This window comes from Nocardia sp. NPDC051833, assembly GCF_040681225.1.
Classification (GTDB): domain Bacteria; phylum Actinomycetota; class Actinomycetes; order Mycobacteriales; family Mycobacteriaceae; genus Nocardia.
This window is the reverse complement of record NZ_JBFAYK010000001.1, coordinates 1,456,809-1,471,200: the sequence shown is the minus strand read 5'-3', so window position 1 is coordinate 1,471,200 and position 14,392 is coordinate 1,456,809. Positions and strand designations below refer to the sequence as shown.

Annotated in this window: 14 protein-coding genes; 7 read left to right on the top strand and 7 right to left on the bottom strand. The window is 70.5% G+C overall.

The genetic code is table 11. From position 1 onward, the window contains the following. Positions 1-58: 58 nt before the first annotated feature. Entirely contained in the window at positions 59-1,690 is a 1,632-nt protein-coding gene (pruA, locus tag AB0L91_RS06495; RefSeq protein WP_357343166.1) for an L-glutamate gamma-semialdehyde dehydrogenase, read from the top strand. Here the strand turns inward: pruA and AB0L91_RS06490 are convergent. Both AB0L91_RS06490 and AB0L91_RS06485 read right to left on the bottom strand, forming a co-directional pair. Continuing rightward, positions 1,687-2,397, bottom strand: a complete 711-nt coding sequence (locus tag AB0L91_RS06490; RefSeq protein WP_355276379.1) for a hypothetical protein — start codon at positions 2,395-2,397, stop codon at positions 1,687-1,689. The two genes, pruA and AB0L91_RS06490, sit on opposite strands and share 4 nt — an antisense overlap. Positions 2,398-2,489: 92 nt before the next feature. Continuing rightward, entirely contained in the window at positions 2,490-3,341 is an 852-nt protein-coding gene (locus AB0L91_RS06485; protein ID WP_365007704.1) for an oxygenase MpaB family protein, read from the bottom strand. Between the two features lie 113 nt (positions 3,342-3,454). On the opposite strand from AB0L91_RS06485, the gene AB0L91_RS06480 reads away from it, so the two are divergent. Beyond that, positions 3,455-4,882 carry an acyl-CoA synthetase gene (locus AB0L91_RS06480; protein ID WP_365007702.1) on the top strand — a complete coding sequence of 476 codons (1,428 nt, stop codon included), beginning with the start codon at positions 3,455-3,457 and terminating at the stop codon, positions 4,880-4,882. A 1-nt stretch (position 4,883) separates the two neighbouring features. Here the strand turns inward: AB0L91_RS06480 and AB0L91_RS06475 are convergent, their stop codons facing one another. Further along, positions 4,884-5,555, bottom strand: a complete 672-nt coding sequence (locus AB0L91_RS06475; RefSeq protein ID WP_365007700.1) for a molybdopterin-dependent oxidoreductase — start codon at positions 5,553-5,555, stop codon at positions 4,884-4,886. Positions 5,556-5,663: 108 nt separating this feature from the next. Between AB0L91_RS06475 and AB0L91_RS06470 the strand changes: the two genes are divergently transcribed. Further along, the gene (locus AB0L91_RS06470) at positions 5,664-6,053 is read left to right on the top strand and encodes a PPOX class F420-dependent oxidoreductase (RefSeq protein WP_365007698.1); all 390 of its coding nucleotides are present in this window, start codon (positions 5,664-5,666) and stop codon (positions 6,051-6,053) included. Here the strand turns inward: AB0L91_RS06470 and AB0L91_RS06465 are convergent. The 4 genes from AB0L91_RS06465 to AB0L91_RS06450 form a co-directional block, all read right to left on the bottom strand. Then, the gene (locus tag AB0L91_RS06465) at positions 6,028-6,915 is read right to left on the bottom strand and encodes an RNA polymerase sigma-70 factor (RefSeq protein WP_365007696.1); all 888 of its coding nucleotides are present in this window, start codon (positions 6,913-6,915) and stop codon (positions 6,028-6,030) included. The two genes, AB0L91_RS06470 and AB0L91_RS06465, sit on opposite strands and share 26 nt — an antisense overlap. After that, complete coding sequence (locus AB0L91_RS06460; protein WP_365007695.1) at positions 6,891-7,970, bottom strand: FAD-dependent oxidoreductase; 1,080 nt, start codon at positions 7,968-7,970, stop codon at positions 6,891-6,893. The genes AB0L91_RS06465 and AB0L91_RS06460 overlap by 25 nt, the downstream gene beginning before the upstream one ends. Positions 7,971-8,126: 156 nt before the next feature. Continuing rightward, positions 8,127-9,077: a 2,3,4,5-tetrahydropyridine-2,6-dicarboxylate N-succinyltransferase gene (gene dapD, locus AB0L91_RS06455; protein WP_365007692.1), complete on the bottom strand. Its 951-nt coding sequence runs from the start codon at positions 9,075-9,077 to the stop codon at positions 8,127-8,129. 114 nt (positions 9,078-9,191) lie between these two features. Beyond that, a complete protein-coding gene (locus AB0L91_RS06450) occupies positions 9,192-9,761 on the bottom strand; it encodes a hypothetical protein (protein ID WP_365007690.1) in 570 nt (189 codons plus the stop codon). A gap of 264 nt (positions 9,762-10,025) precedes the next feature. On the opposite strand from AB0L91_RS06450, the gene dapE reads away from it, so the two are divergent. The 4 genes from dapE (at position 10,026) to AB0L91_RS06430 (ending at position 14,296) form a co-directional block, all read left to right on the top strand. Beyond that, entirely contained in the window at positions 10,026-11,120 is a 1,095-nt protein-coding gene (dapE, locus tag AB0L91_RS06445; protein WP_355276366.1) for a succinyl-diaminopimelate desuccinylase, read from the top strand. 102 nt (positions 11,121-11,222) lie between these two features. Then, entirely contained in the window at positions 11,223-11,960 is a 738-nt protein-coding gene (locus AB0L91_RS06440; protein WP_365011201.1) for a TIGR00730 family Rossman fold protein, read from the top strand. Next, positions 11,957-12,517 carry a TIGR00730 family Rossman fold protein gene (locus AB0L91_RS06435; protein ID WP_355276364.1) on the top strand — a complete coding sequence of 187 codons (561 nt, stop codon included), beginning with the start codon at positions 11,957-11,959 and terminating at the stop codon, positions 12,515-12,517. Before AB0L91_RS06440 ends, AB0L91_RS06435 begins: the two co-directional genes overlap by 4 nt. Before the next feature lie 12 nt (positions 12,518-12,529). Further along, positions 12,530-14,296 (top strand): long-chain-acyl-CoA synthetase, encoded by a 1,767-nt coding sequence (locus tag AB0L91_RS06430; protein WP_365007686.1) that lies wholly within the window; start codon positions 12,530-12,532, stop codon positions 14,294-14,296. Positions 14,297-14,392 lie beyond the last annotated feature (96 nt).

Sequence of the window (14,392 nt, the reverse complement as noted above, 5' to 3'; positions counted from 1 at the left end):
CGCGCCGGGCGACATCTCGGTCCGGGCGATCTTGGCACCGCGGCGATAGCCTCGGGGTATGGACGCTGTCACGGTGGTTCCGGTGCCCGCGAACGAGCCGGCGCAGTCGTACGCGCCGGGGACGGCGGGGCGGGAGCGGCTGCGAGCGCGGCTGGCCGAGATCGCGGGGGAGTGTGTCGACGTGCCGCTGCTGATCGGCGGGCAGGAGCGGAGCGGGGACGGTGAGCGGCACGGGATCGTGGCGCCGCACCGGCGGTCGCTGGTGCTGGGGACCTACACCGACACCACGCACGAGGAGGCGAGCGACGCGATCGAGGCCGCGGTGCGCGCGGCGCCGCAGTGGCGGGAGATGTCCTTCGACGAGCGGGCCGCGGTCTTCCTGCGCGCCGCCGATCTGATGTCGGGACCGTGGCGCGAGACCGTGGCCGCGGCCACCATGCTCGGGCAGTCGAAGTCGGCGGTGCAGGCCGAGATCGACGCGCCGTGCGAGCTGGTCGACTTCTGGCGGTTCAATGTCGCCTACGCGCGCCAGATCCTCGAGGGGCAGCCGCAGTCGGGTCCCGGCGTCTGGAACCGGATGGACTACCGGCCGCTGGAGGGCTTCGTCTACGCGATCACCCCGTTCAATTTCAGTGCCATCGCGGGCAATCTGCCCACCGCGCCCGCGCTCATGGGCAATACGGTGATCTGGAAGCCGTCCTCGTCGCAGACCCTGGCGGCCTGGGTCACGATGCGGATCCTGGTCGCCGCCGGGCTGCCGCCCGGCGTGATCAACCTGGTCACCGGCCACGGCCGGGACCTCTCCGAGATCGCGCTCGCGGACCCGCGCCTGGCCGGCATCCACTTCACCGGCTCGACCAAGACCTTCCGCTACCTGTGGCAGCAGGTCGGCGCGAATATCGCGGGCTACCACAGCTATCCGCGCCTGGTCGGGGAGACCGGCGGCAAGGACTTCATCCTCGCCCATCCCTCCGCGGACCCGGACGCGTTGTCCACGGCCATGATTCGTGGCGCGTTCGAATACCAGGGCCAGAAGTGCTCGGCCGCCTCGCGCGCCTACGTGCCGCGCTCGCTGTGGCGGACGATGGGGGAGAAGTTCCTGGCCACGGTCGAGGAGCTGACCTACGGTGACGTCGCCGATCTCGCGAATTTCGGTGGGGCGCTGATCGATCAGCGCGCCTACGACAAGGGCGTCGCCGCCATCGAGCGCGCCAGGGACGCGGGGCTGACCATCGCCGCGGGCGGCACCTACGACGACAGCGTCGGCTGGTTCGTCCGCCCGACGGTGCTGCTCGCCGACGACCCGCACGACGACGCCTTCCGCACCGAGTACTTCGCGCCCATCCTGTCGGTGTACGTCTACGACGACGACGCGCCCGACGCCTTCGACGTCCTGCTGGCCGAGGTCGACTCGACCTCTCCGTACGCGCTCACCGGCGCGGTCTTCGCCCGCGACCGCGCGGTGATCGAGAAGGCGAGTGCCGCACTGCGCTACGCGGCGGGCAACTTCTACGTCAACGACAAGCCCACCGGCGCGGTGGTCGGCCAGCAGCCCTTCGGCGGTGCCAGGGCCTCCGGCACCGACGACAAGGCGGGCTCCCCGCTGAACCTGCTGCGCTGGGTCGCCCCGCGCGTGCTCAAGGAGACCTTCGTCCCGCCGACCGACTACCGCTACCCGCACATGGACTAACGCCCGCTGACCAGCTTCAGGATCACCGCGGGCAGCGCGTCGAGCACGTCGGCGGACTGCTCGGCCGGGGTGCCGTAGGTGTGCGCGGCGACCGAGAACCCGGTGCCGAAGGACGCCGACGCCACCTCGGGGGCATCCAGGTCCGACCAGCCCCACTTGCTGCCCTGCACCCCCGGCAGCTGGGCGGTGCCCCAGTTCTGGGGTGTGCCGTCGGCGGCGGTGTTGCTCGCGCCCGACATCCACCCGAAGATCGGCGAGCCGGGATCGGTGCGCTGCTTGGTGACCAGGAACTCGGTGAGATCGGCGGTGCTCGTGCTGGAGCGGCCCCAGTCGGCGGTGCCGTGGGTCGCGCGCAGCCCGTATTCGCTCGCCGTGGCCTCGATGGCCTGGGGATACTTGTTCGCCAGCTGGGTGGCGGCGCCGTCGTCGGAGTCGCGGATCATCCGTTCGGCCAGCGCGCGGTCCTCCGGCGCGCCGTCGCCGTGGCGCAGCGCGTAGTCGACGATGTAGAGCTTCGACATCGACAGCGCCGACCGCGTTTCGTGCTCGTTGGCTGTCCCCCAGGCGAATCCGCCGGGAGTCCGCACCGACAGCGCCGTCCGGGACGGCACCGTGGCCGGGTCCTCGTCGGCGTTGGCGGCGGGCGCGCCGATCACCAGACCGGCGGCGGCCGCCGCCACGCACCACATCACTGTTCGCCTGCTCATGAGCGTCCTCCGGTTCTGTGCGACGGCGATCCGATCGTGGGTATGAAACCCGAACGTCGCAGGTCGGCGCGGAAGGCGCGCGGCAGGACCGGTCAGATCAGCGGCTTACCCCGGCGCTGCCTGCGGCGCATGTCGGCCAGGGTGAGGTTGAACGGGAAGTTGCGGACCACCCGCGGCAGCCTGCCCGTCACCTTGCCGCCTGCGCGCATCAGCCGGTTGAGGGCGCGTTCGTCGCGCTCGGTCCAGGTCATGCCCATCTCGTCGCGGAGGTGGGCGGGGAGCAGGCCGGTGGTGAACCAGCGGTGGAACCGGGCGAACGGCAGCCGCAGGGCCGGGCTGACCATCTTCAGATCGAGCAGGTCGTCGAAGTAGGCCTTGATCGTGGCGTCGATGTGGGCCTGGGGCAGATGCTCGGTCCAGTAGGCGTCGAAGGCGGCGCGGTCGGCGGGCCACATCTCCCTGGGCACCTGCAGGGTGGTGCCCAGGTGGTGGGCGTATGCGTAGAAGGTGTCGGCGATGTCGTCGTCGGTGGGGCCGTAGATGCGGGCCATCACGTCGACCGCGCCCCAGTACAGACAGGCGGCCACCCACAGCTGGAGTTTCCGGTCGAAGGCGTTGTACTTCACCGGGCTGTCCGCGGTGGAGTGCACGTACTTGTGCGCGCCGTTGATCGCGGTGCGGTAGGCGGCACGATCGGCGTCGTCGCCCATCAGCGCGACCGACAGATAGGTCAGGGTGGTGCGGGTTCTCTTCACCGGGTGCTTCATGATGCTGCCGCTGTGGACCCGGGATTCCGCGACGCCGTAGCCGACGGGCGCGAGGCTCAGTTGCATGATCACGTTGGCGGTCGCGCCCCAGAAGGCGGTCGAACCGTCGACGTAGTCCCGGATGTCGAATTCGGCCGGTTCGGTGCGACCCGAACGTGCGCGAGCAAGGATGGTCATCGTTGACCCCTTCATCGGTGAGAGAACTATATGACGAATGTCTCATCATGTCGTCGGGGAGTCAACGGACGGCGGCGCGCGACCGCCGAACCTCGCCGCGTTAGCGTGGACGGATGCCTTACGGTCCGCCGCTGCTGCTCGCCTCGCTCGATCCGATCGCCGTCGCCGCCGGTGCCGACATTCCCGACGCCGTCACCATCGATGATGCCACTCTGTCGCGCTCCGATCTGCTGGGTGCGGCGACCTCGGTGGCCGAGCGGATCGCCCGCGCCGACCGGGTCGCGGTGCTGGCCGAACCGACCGTGCGCACCGTGCTCGCCGTCGTCGGCTGCCTGATCGCCGGGGTGACGGTGGTGCCGGTGCCGCCCGATTCCGGCGCGGCCGAACTCGAGCACATCCTGCGCGATTCCGGTGCGCAGGCCTGGCTCGGCGCCGCGCCCGAGGGAACCGGGCTGCCGGTGGTGCCGGTGCGGCTGCACGCGCGGTCCTGGCACACCTACCCCGAGCCCGATCCCGCGTCGACGGCCTTCATCCTCTACACCTCCGGCACCACCGGCGCGCCCAAGGGCGTGATGCTCAGCCGCGCCGCCATCGCCGCCGGTCTCGACGCGCTCGCCGAGGCGTGGGGCTGGACCTGGAAAGACACCCTGGTGCACGGGCTTCCGCTGTTCCACGTGCACGGGCTGATCCTGGGCCTGCTCGGCCCGCTGCGGGTCGGCAGCCCGGTGATCCACACCGGCAAGCCGACGGCGCAGGCCTACGCGGCGGCGGGCGGCAGCCTGTACTTCGGGGTGCCGACGGTGTGGTCGCGGGTCGTCGAACAGCCCGAGCTGGCACGGCAATTGGGCAAAGCCCGGCTGCTCGTGTCGGGCAGCGCGCCGCTGCCGGTGCCGGTGTTCGAGCAACTGGCCGAGCTCACCGGGCAGGCGCCGGTGGAGCGCTACGGCATGAGCGAAACCATGATCACGCTGTCCACCCGCGCCGACGGCGAGCGCAGGCCGGGCTGGGTCGGCACGCCCGTGCGCGGGGTGGAAACCCGGCTGCGCGACGAATCCGACGCCGCGGTCCCGCACGACGGCGAGAGCATCGGCGCGCTCGAGGTGCGCGGGCCGATGCTGTTCGACGGCTACCTCAACCGTCCCGACGCCACCGCCGCGGACTGGACCGAGGACGGCTGGTTCCGCACCGGTGACGTGGCGGTCATCGACCTCGACGGCTTCCACCGCATCGTCGGGCGCGAGTCCATCGACCTCATCAAGTCCGGCGGCTACCGGATCGGCGCGGGCGAGATCGAGACCGCCCTGCTGGGCCATCCGGCGGTCGCCGAGGTCGCCGTGGTCGGCCTGCCCGATGACGATCTCGGCCAGCGCGTCGTCGCCTTCGTCGTCGCGCGCGAGGGCGGGTCCGCCGAGCTCGGCGCCGCGCTGATCGCCCATGTGGGCGACCAGGTCTCGGCGCACAAGCGGCCCCGCGAGGTCAGGTTCGTCGACGCGCTGCCGCGCAACGCCATGGGCAAGGTGCAGAAGAAGCTGCTCGGCTGACTCAGGCCCGCCGGGTGCTGCTGCCGCGCGCGCTCAGCGCCCGGATCGGCCCGATCAGCCGATGGTAGATCGGCCGCACCACCCGACCGGGCAGGTAGCGGTGTCGTTCCTCCGCCCACACCCGGGCGCGGCGGTGCGCCGCGATCGGCGAGAACCGTTCGGGATCGGGCGGTTCGCTGACGTGGAACTCGATGCGGCACAGGTGTTTCGTGTTCACGAAGCCGTACTGGCTCGGGCTCACCAGCCTGATCGGCGCGCCGTGGTCGCTGTCGAGCGGCTGCCCGTCGAGCCGGTCGGCGATGAGCACGTCCGCGGCCAGGGCGTCGTCGAGCAGGACGATCGACTGATAGCCGTCCAGCCCGGCGAACACGACGTGGCTGATGGGCGCGCCCGGCCGCAGCCGCGGCTCGACGACCTCCCGGTAGAACGTGGCGAACGGGATGCCCTCCCAGCGCAGTCCGGTGGCCGACCAGCCCGCGACGCAGTGGAAGTCGGCCAGCTCAGTGCGCCGGGGGAGCCCGGCGAGATCGGCCCGCGACAGCGAGACCGGCTCGGTGAGCTCGCCACCGAGTTCGATCGTCGGATGGGCGGGCACCGGCGGTGGCGGGTGATGGAGGTGGGTGCCGAAGCGCGGGAATCCCTCGACCGCGCGCTGACCAGGGGGGAGTGCCATGACGATCCTCCAGATATACGGTTCCGTATATTCGACTAGCGTAGCGACTCGGCGACTCGGCGTCGAGGCCTTGACCTCGAGTGTGGTTCAGGTCCTACCGTCGACGGCATGAGCGCAACACTGACGCCCGAGCAGCTCGCCTACCTGGCCACCCAGAAACTGGGCAGGCTCGCGACCGTGCGGGCCGACGGCACCCCGCAGAACAATCCGGTCGGCTTCCGCTACAACGCCGAACTCGGGACCATCGACATCGCGGGCTGGAACATGGCCGCCTCCAAGAAGTTCCGCAATCTCGCAGGCAACGAGAATGTCGCGTTCGTGGTCGACGACATCGCCTCGGTGCAGCCGTGGCGGGTGCGCTGCCTGGAGATCCGCGGCACCGCCGAGGCGCTGACCGGGGTCGAGTCCTACATCACCGAGCGTCCCGACGCGCTCATCCGCATCCACCCGACCCGGGTCATCGCCTTCGGCCTCAGCCCGGAATCCGTACCGCGCTGAGCTTTTCGGGGTTGCGCACGCAGTACACCGCGGTGATGACGCCGTCGGTGACCTCGATGGAGGTCACCTGGTCGAGGACGCCGTCGATCGTCACCGCCACGCCGGGCATCGCGTTGAAGACGCCGACCCGCACCCCCATCTCGCCCAGCCGGTCGCCCTTCTGGAGCAGGCCGATGACGAGCCGGGCCACCTTGTCCGGGCCGAGGACCGGCCTGCGTACCGCGTTGACCACGCCGCCGCCGTCGGCGATGTAGACCACGTCGGGGGCGAGCACGTCCATCAGCGCCTGGACGTCGCCGGTGGCCGCCGCGATCGAGAACCGCTCGACCACCGACTGCGCCTCGGCCGGGGTCGCGATCACGGTGTGCCGCTTGGCGTGCACGCGCGCCCTGGCCCGCTGGTTCAGTTGCCGCACAGCGGTCTCGGACTTGCCGACGGCCGCGGCGATCTCGGCGTAGCTGAACGCGAAGACCTCGCGGAGCACGAAGACCGCGCGCTGCACCGGCGTCAGCGTCTCCAGCACGAGCAGCATCGCGGTGGTCACCGCCTCGCCGGTCAGCACGTGCTCGACCCCGCCCTCGGACTCCGCCGCCAGCGGCTCGGGCAGCCAGGGCCCGATGTACTCCTCGCGCCTGCGCGCGGCCGAGCGGAGCACGCCGATCGCCTGCCTGGTGACGATCTGAGCCAGGTAGGCGCGCGGATTGTCGACGCTCGCGTGGTCGACCTCGCGCCAGCGCAGATAGCTGTCGTGCAGCACGTCCTCGGCGTCGACGACCGAACCGAGGATCTCGTAGGCGATGGAGAACAGCAGCCTGCGGTTCTCGGCGAACTCGTCGGTCACCGCGTCGGGCCCGGCAGCCACACGCTGTTGCCGGTGCGGGCGGCGTAGGCGGCGTAGCGATTGATGCGTTCCTTGACGATCGCGGCGAGACGGCCGCTGACGTGCAGCGGCAGGGCGGTGCCGTCCAGGCGCCCGGTCTGCACGATGCCACCGCGCCTGCCGATGCTCAGTGCCTGGCCGGTGTAGCCCATCGAATAGGGCCGTGGCGCACGTCCTTCGATCACCCTGGCCAGGGTATCGGCCGCGTGCGCGCCCTGTGGTGCGGCCGTGGCGCAGGCCATGCGCTGACCCGGCACGGCGGCGCAGTCGCCGACGGCGAAGATCCGGGGATCGGTGACACTGCGCAGATACGGGTCGACCAGGGCCTTCCCGTCGGCGTCGACCGCGAGTCCGCTGCGGGCCGCCAGGTCGGGCACGGTCGACACCACCGCCCACAGGGTCAGGTCCGATTCGAGCGGGTCGCCGGAGCGTAGCCACACCGTCGTTGCCTCGATCCGCTCGACCTCGTCGGTGACGATCTCCACGCCCAGCCGGGTCAGCCCCGCCCGCGCGCTGCGCTGTCCGCCACCGGACAGGCTCGCGCCGAGCTCCGCGCCGATCAGCCGGACCCGCAGGTCCGGCCGGGCGCCGGCGATCTCGGCCGCGGTCTCGATGCCGGTCAGGCCGCCACCGATCACCGTGACGCGGCCGCCCGCGGGCAGAGTCGCGAGGGCCGTGCGCGCCTGCTCGGCGCCCTCCCAGGTGCCCATCGGGATCGAGCCGGGCAGCGGCCGCGCGGTGCTGCCGACCGCGAGGAACAGGTGATCGAAGCCGAGGGTGGTGCCGTCGTCGAGGGTGACGGCACCGTCGCCGATCTTGTCGACCCCGGCGACCCGCGTCGCGATCCCGGCGCCGAGCATCTCGGCGAGCGGGGTCGCCGCCGAACCGGTTCCGGCGAGTTGCTCGTGCAGCCGCACCCGTTCGACGAAGTCCGGTCGTGGATTGACGACCGTGATCCGCGCGTCCCCGGCCTTGCGCGCCAGCCTGTTCGCCGCGACGGTGCCCGCGTACCCTGCCCCGACCACCACGATGTTCATCTCTGTCTCCTGCCGTCGGTTTCTGCGTTCGACCATGTGATGCGGCAGGGGCACGATTTGTGATGGTGATGCGGGTCACACTCGCTCGGCGGTGCGGGTCCGGAGACGACAGCGGCCCCGCACTCTCGCGAGTACGGGGCCGCCGGGGAGCTCCGCTCAGTCGTTGGCGTGCAGCGCCGCGTTGAGCTCGATGCCGGTGCCCTTGCGCGGTACGGCCTCGACCGCGCCGGTGGTGGAGTTGCGGCGGAACAGCAGGTTGTTCCGGCCGGACAGGGTCGCGGCCTTGACCACGGTGCCGTCGGGGCCGGTGACCTTGGTGCCCGCGGTGACGTAGAGGCCAGCCTCGATCACGCAGTCGTCGCCCAGCGAGATGCCGAGACCGGAGTTGGCGCCGAGCAGCGAGCGCTCGCCCACCGAGATCACCTGGGTGCCGCCGCCGGACAGGGTGCCCATGATCGACGCGCCGCCGCCCACGTCGGTGCCGTTGCCGACGACGACGCCGGCCGAGATGCGGCCCTCGACCATCGAATTGCCCAGGGTGCCGGCGTTGAAGTTGACGAAGCCCTCGTGCATGACGGTGGTGCCCGAGGCCAGGTGCGCGCCGAGGCGGACCCGGTCGGCGTCGCCGATCCGGACGCCCGAGGGCACCACGTAGTCGACCAGGCGCGGGAACTTGTCGACGCTGAGCACGGTGACCGGGCCGCGGGCGCGCAGCTTCAGCCGGGTCTGCTCGAAGCCGTCCACCGCGCACGGGCCGTGGTTGGTCCACACCACATTGCTGAGCAGGCCGAACTGGCCGTCCAGGCTCAGGCCGTGCGGCTGTACGAGGCGGTGCGAGAGCAGGTGCAGGCGCAGGTACACGTCGTGCGCGTCGACCGGGGCGGCCGAGAGGTCCGCGATCGTGGTGCGCACCGCGATCACCTCGACGCCACGCGCCGCGTCAACGCCGAGCAGCTCCGCGAACTCGCCCGCCTCGGCGGCGTCGACGCGCTTGGAGCCGGTCTCGGTGAATTCGCCCAGCTCGGGGCTGGGGTACCAGGTGTCGAGGACGGTGCCGTCCGAGGTCACGTTCGCGATACCGACTGCAGTTGCTCCCTGAATGCTCACGGAGTTCATTTTGCCGGGTCCGCGGCGCTTTGTGTCGGCCACCCCCGGGGCGGACACGGAACGCGGGCGCGTGGACGTCGAACGTCCGCGCACCCGCGCGTCATGCCGGGTCGATCAGGGCTGGCCGGTGGCGAACGCGATCACGGCGTCCAGGAACTCCTGGCCACCGATCACGTAGCCGCCGATCAGCGCGCCCGCCGGAATGGTGATCAGCCACAGGAACGGGATGAACGCGCCGATGAGCGCGCCGATGACGATGCCGGGCAGGTTCTTGTTGACCTGCTCCATCAGCCGGTCGTAGGAGCTGATGTCCTTGGCCCCCGCGACGCTCTGCAGCTTCGCGGTGTCCTCCGGCGTCATCGCCGCCGCCAGCTTCACGGTGCGGCCGTCCTCGCTGATCTGCGGGGTGACCGCGATCGGCAGCCCGGCGACCTCGGAGCGCAGCGGCGCCTGGACGACGGTCACGCCGTCCTGGGTGCGCAGCTGCACGGCCGAGCCGTCGGCGGCGAGCTCGAACCGGCCGCTGTCGACCGCCCAGGTGATGGTCTTGTCCGCGGGCGACACCGAGGTCGTGTAGTTGATCCCGTTGGCAGTACCGGAAGTCGCGCCCCCCGCAGCCACTACCGCGGGCTGCTCGGTCGCCACGGCGGGCTGACCATTGGCGGTGGCCGCGGTAATCCCCATCGCGGTGATCGCCAGGAATGCAGCGGTAGTGATCTTTCCGAACTTCATTTCGTGTGAATCCCTCCGTATTCTCGACCGCCCGGAAAAGGCGGCGAACGAACGCTAGCGCGGTGGAATTTCACTGCCGCGCAAGGGGGTTCATCGTCAAACAATCGTAATATTTGCCATTAATTCGCTCCGGTAATGATTGTGTCGACACGGTGATTCGCCTCGCGTGGTCGGCGAACCCGCGAGTCGGATCGGCGTCCGTACTACTGTCGAGATGTGACTCTCGATTTGCATGCCGACCCCATTCAGCTGACCGCCGCCCTGGTCGACGTCCCCAGCGTGTCGCGCGACGAGGCCAAGATCGCGGACCTGGTGGAGCAGGCATTACGGGAGCAGACCACCGGGTTCGAGGTGCTGCGGCACGGCAACGTGGTGCTGGCGCGTACCCAGCGCGGGTTGCCGACCCGGGTGATCCTGGCCGGTCACCTCGACACCGTGCCGATCGCCGACAATGTGCCCAGCCGCCCCGACGAGGTCGGCGGCGAGCCGGTGCTGTTCGGTTGCGGCACCGTCGACATGAAGTCCGGCGACGCGGTGTTCCTGCATCTGGCGGCCACCATCGCCGACCCGGCCCACGATCTGACGCTGATCTTCTACGACGGCGAGGAGATCGCCGCCGAATTCAACGGCCTCGGTCATATCGAGCGCGAGCTTCCCGAGTGGCTCGACGGCGACCTGGCCATCCTGGGCGAGCCCTCCGGCGGCTGGATCGAGGCGGGCTGCCAGGGCACGCTGCGGGTCCGGCTGACCACCTCGGGGGTGCGCGCGCACTCGGCCAGGGCCTGGCTGGGCGAGAACGCCATCCACGGTCTCGCGCCGGTGCTGGCGCGGCTGTCGGCCTACGCGGCGCGCGAGGTAGACATCGACGGCTGCGTGTACCGCGAGGGACTGTCGGCGGTGCGCGTCTCCGGTGGGGTCGCGGGCAATGTGGTGCCCGATGTCGCCGAGGTGGATGTGAACTTCCGTTTCGCGCCCGATCGGACCGTGGAGCAGGCCGTCGCGCATGTGCGTGAGGTCTTCGCCGGACTCGACGTCGAGTTCGTGGTGACCGACTCCTCGCCCGGCGCGCTGCCCGGCCTCACCGCCCCCGCCGCGCGCACCCTGATCGACTCGGTCAACGCCCACGGCGGCGGCGGGGTCCGCGCCAAGTACGGCTGGACCGACGTCTCCCGCTTCGCCGCGCGCGGCATCCCCGCGGTCAACTTCGGCCCCGGCGACCCCAATCTCGCGCACAAGCGCGACGAGCACGTGCCGCTGAGCCAGATCACCGCCGTCACCGCGATGCTGCGCACCTACCTGTCAGCCCGCTGACGACTGGTGTTCGACCCGACCCAGTAGCGTGGGGGTATGTCTACCGATTCCGCTGATCAGGCCGGGAAGGTCAAATCCACGGCGAAGTTCCGGGGGCCGGTGATGTTCCGGCGCAATCGCAAGCAGGGCATGCGGACCGCCGACCGGAACCTGCTCGACTCCCGGCAGGACAGCGATTGGGTGCACACCGATCCGTGGCGGGTGCTGCGGATCCAGGCCGAGTTCGTCGAGGGTTTCGGCGCGCTGGCCGAGGTGCCGCCCGCGGTGACCGTCTTCGGTTCGGCGCGCACCCACCGCGACGATCCCGAGTACATCGCGGGCCGGGAGATCGGTGCCGCGCTCTCGCACGCGGGCTTCGCGGTGATCACCGGCGGCGGCCCCGGCGCGATGGAGGCCGCCAACCGCGGATCCTCGGAGGCGGGTGGCTATTCGATCGGGCTCGGCATCGAGCTGCCGTTCGAACAGGGGCTCAACGAGTGGGTTGACCTGGGCATCAACTTCCGGTACTTCTTCGTCCGCAAGACGATGTTCGTGAAGTACTCGCAGGCCTTCGTCTGTCTGCCCGGCGGTTTCGGCACCCTCGACGAGCTGTTCGAGGCGCTGACCCTGGTGCAGACCCGCAAGATCACCCGGTTCCCGATCATCCTGTTCGGCAGCGCGTACTGGACGGGCCTGGTCGACTGGCTGCGGAACACGATGGCGGTCTCGGGCAAGATCTCCCCGGAGGACCTCGACCTGATCCAGATCACCGACAGCGTCGACGAGGTCGTGCGGATCATCCGTGGCGAGACCGGCGATCACGCCGACATCGAGCGCCTCGGCACCGAGGACCAGTGGTGAGCGCCCCCTACTCCGTCTGCGTCTACTGCTCCGCCAGCACCACCGATCCCGGCCTGATCAGCCTGGCCGCCCGCGTGGGCACCGAGATCGCCCGGCGCGGTTGGCAACTGGTCTCCGGCGGTGGCCACGTCTCGATGATGGGCGCGGTCGCCACCGCGGCCCGCGCCGGTGGGGCGCATACCGTCGGCGTGATCCCGAAACACCTGGTGCACAAGGAAGTCGCCGACGTCGACGCGGGTGAACTGCTCGTCACCGACACCATGCGCCAGCGCAAGCAGCTGATGGAGGCGCGCGCCGACGCGTTCCTCGCGCTGCCCGGCGGCGTCGGCACGCTCGAGGAACTGTTCGAGACCTGGACCGGCGGCTACCTCGGCGAACACGCCAAACCCGTGGTGGTGCTGGACGCCGACGACTTCTACGGCGGGCTCTTCCGCTGGATCGATGAACTGTACGAACGCAGAATCGTGACGCAGCAGGCGCGCGACCGCATCACCGTGGTCACCGATCTGCCCGCCGCCTTCGCTGCGCTGGAACCGGCCGCACCGGCCGAGGGCTAGGAGATATTCGACGTGAGCAACGACGCCCGCTCGACCGTCAGCGTGTTCGACCTCGCCAAGGCGCTGCCCGCGATGGCGCTCGACGCGCCCGGCATGCTGCGCAACGCGCGCGGAATGCTGGTGGGGCCCAAGGACAAAGCCTCCATCGGCCTGTATTTCCAGCGGGTCGCGCACCGCAGGCCCGATCGGGTGTTCCTGCGGTTCGAGGGCCGCTCCTACACCTATCGCGCCGCCAACAGCGAGGTCAACCGGTACGCGTCGGTGCTGTCCGCGCGCGGGGTGCGCCGCGGTGACGTGGTCGGCGTGCTGATGACCAACCGGCCCGAGACCCTGTTCACCGTGCTCGCGGTGCTCAAGCTCGGCGGCACCGTCGGCCTGCTCAACTACAACCAGCGCGATCAGGTGCTCGCGCACAGCATCGGCCTGCTCGACAGCGTGCTCACCGTCGTCGGCGCCGAGTGCGGGGAGGCGCTGGACTCGCTGCCCGCGCCCGCCGAGAACCTGCTCGCCGCCGAGGAACTGGCCGAATCCGCCCGCACCGCACCGGATGCCGACCCGGCGGTGTGCGCCCAGGTGACCGCGGGCGAACGCGCGTTCCTGATCTTCACCTCCGGCACCACCGGCCTGCCCAAGGCCAGCGTGATGACCCACCACCGCTGGACCAAGAGCATGGCCGGGCTCGGCGGTCTCGGGGTGCGGTTGCGCGCGGAGGACGGTCTGTACTGCTGCCTGCCGCTGTATCACAACAACGCGCTGACGGTCGCGCTGTCGGCGGTGCTGGCGGGCGAGTCGACCTATGTGCTCAGCCGCAAGTTCTCGGCCTCGGGCTTCTGGGACGAGATCGCCCGTGAACGCGCCACCGCGTTCATCTACATCGGCGAACTGTGCCGCTACCTGCTCAATCAGCCGGTGCGCCCGGCCGAGCGGAACAACCGGGTGCGCCTGGCCGTCGGCAACGGGCTGCGGCCGGAGCTGTGGGACGAGTTCCGCCGCCGGTTCGGGATCGGCCGGGTGGTGGAGTTCTACGGGTCCAGCGAGGCGCCGCTGGCGTTCGTCAACGCCTTCGGTCTGGACCGCACCGCCGGCCTGTGCCCGCTGCCCTACGCCGTCGTCGAATACGACGACGAGACCGGCAAGGCCAAGCGCGGCCGCGACGGCAAGCTGCGCCGGGTGCGCTCGGGCGGTGTCGGCCTGCTGCTGGCCAAGGTGAACGACCGCCAGCCCTTCGACGGCTACACCGACAAGCGGGCCTCGGAGTCCAAGCTGGTCCGCGACGGCTTCAAGCGGGGCGACTGCTGGTTCGACACCGGCGACCTGGTCCGCGACCAGCACTTCTGGCACATCGCCTTCGTCGACCGGCTCGGCGACACCTTCCGCTGGAAGGGCGAGAACGTGGCGACCACCGAGGTGGAGGGCGCGCTCGACCACGACGAGAACATCGAGCAGGCCGTGGTCTACGGCGTCGACATCCCCGGCACCGACGGCAAGGCGGGCATGGCCGCGGTCACCCTGCACCCCGGCGCGGAATTCGACGGCAAGTCCCTGGCGGCCACCGTCTACCAGCGCCTGCCGATGTACGCGATCCCGCTGTTCGTCCGGGTGGTCGCCGAACTGGAACAGACCTCGACGTTCAAAAGCCGCAAGGTGGAGCTGCGCAAACAGGGCTACGCCCCCGACAGCGACAGTCAGCTGTACGTCCTGTCGGGCCCCGCCACGGGCTACGTCCCCGCCTACGACGGCTACGCCGCCGACGTCGCGGCCGGTCAGGCCCCGCGCTAGCAAGGTAACGTCTGATCTCGCATGAACATGGGTAACTCGTCGGGCACGCCCGAACCCCGACCACACGACCAACCGCCTGCCCGAAGCACCAGCAGT

What these genes read in the sequence shown, in the direction of transcription:
- pruA (WP_357343166.1), top strand. Translation starts at nt 59, where the DNA reads ATGGACGCTGTCACGGTGGTTCCGGTGCCCGCGAACGAGCCGGCGCAG.
- AB0L91_RS06490 (WP_355276379.1), bottom strand. Translation starts at nt 2,397, where the DNA reads ATGAGCAGGCGAACAGTGATGTGGTGCGTGGCGGCGGCCGCCGCCGGT.
- AB0L91_RS06485 (WP_365007704.1), bottom strand. Translation starts at nt 3,341, where the DNA reads ATGACCATCCTTGCTCGCGCACGTTCGGGTCGCACCGAACCGGCCGAA.
- AB0L91_RS06480 (WP_365007702.1), top strand. Translation starts at nt 3,455, where the DNA reads ATGCCTTACGGTCCGCCGCTGCTGCTCGCCTCGCTCGATCCGATCGCC.
- AB0L91_RS06475 (WP_365007700.1), bottom strand. Translation starts at nt 5,555, where the DNA reads ATGGCACTCCCCCCTGGTCAGCGCGCGGTCGAGGGATTCCCGCGCTTC.
- AB0L91_RS06470 (WP_365007698.1), top strand. Translation starts at nt 5,664, where the DNA reads ATGAGCGCAACACTGACGCCCGAGCAGCTCGCCTACCTGGCCACCCAG.
- AB0L91_RS06460 (WP_365007695.1), bottom strand. Translation starts at nt 7,970, where the DNA reads ATGAACATCGTGGTGGTCGGGGCAGGGTACGCGGGCACCGTCGCGGCG.
- AB0L91_RS06450 (WP_365007690.1), bottom strand. Translation starts at nt 9,761, where the DNA reads ATGGGGATTACCGCGGCCACCGCCAATGGTCAGCCCGCCGTGGCGACC.
- AB0L91_RS06440 (WP_365011201.1), top strand. Translation starts at nt 11,223, where the DNA reads ATGTTCCGGCGCAATCGCAAGCAGGGCATGCGGACCGCCGACCGGAAC.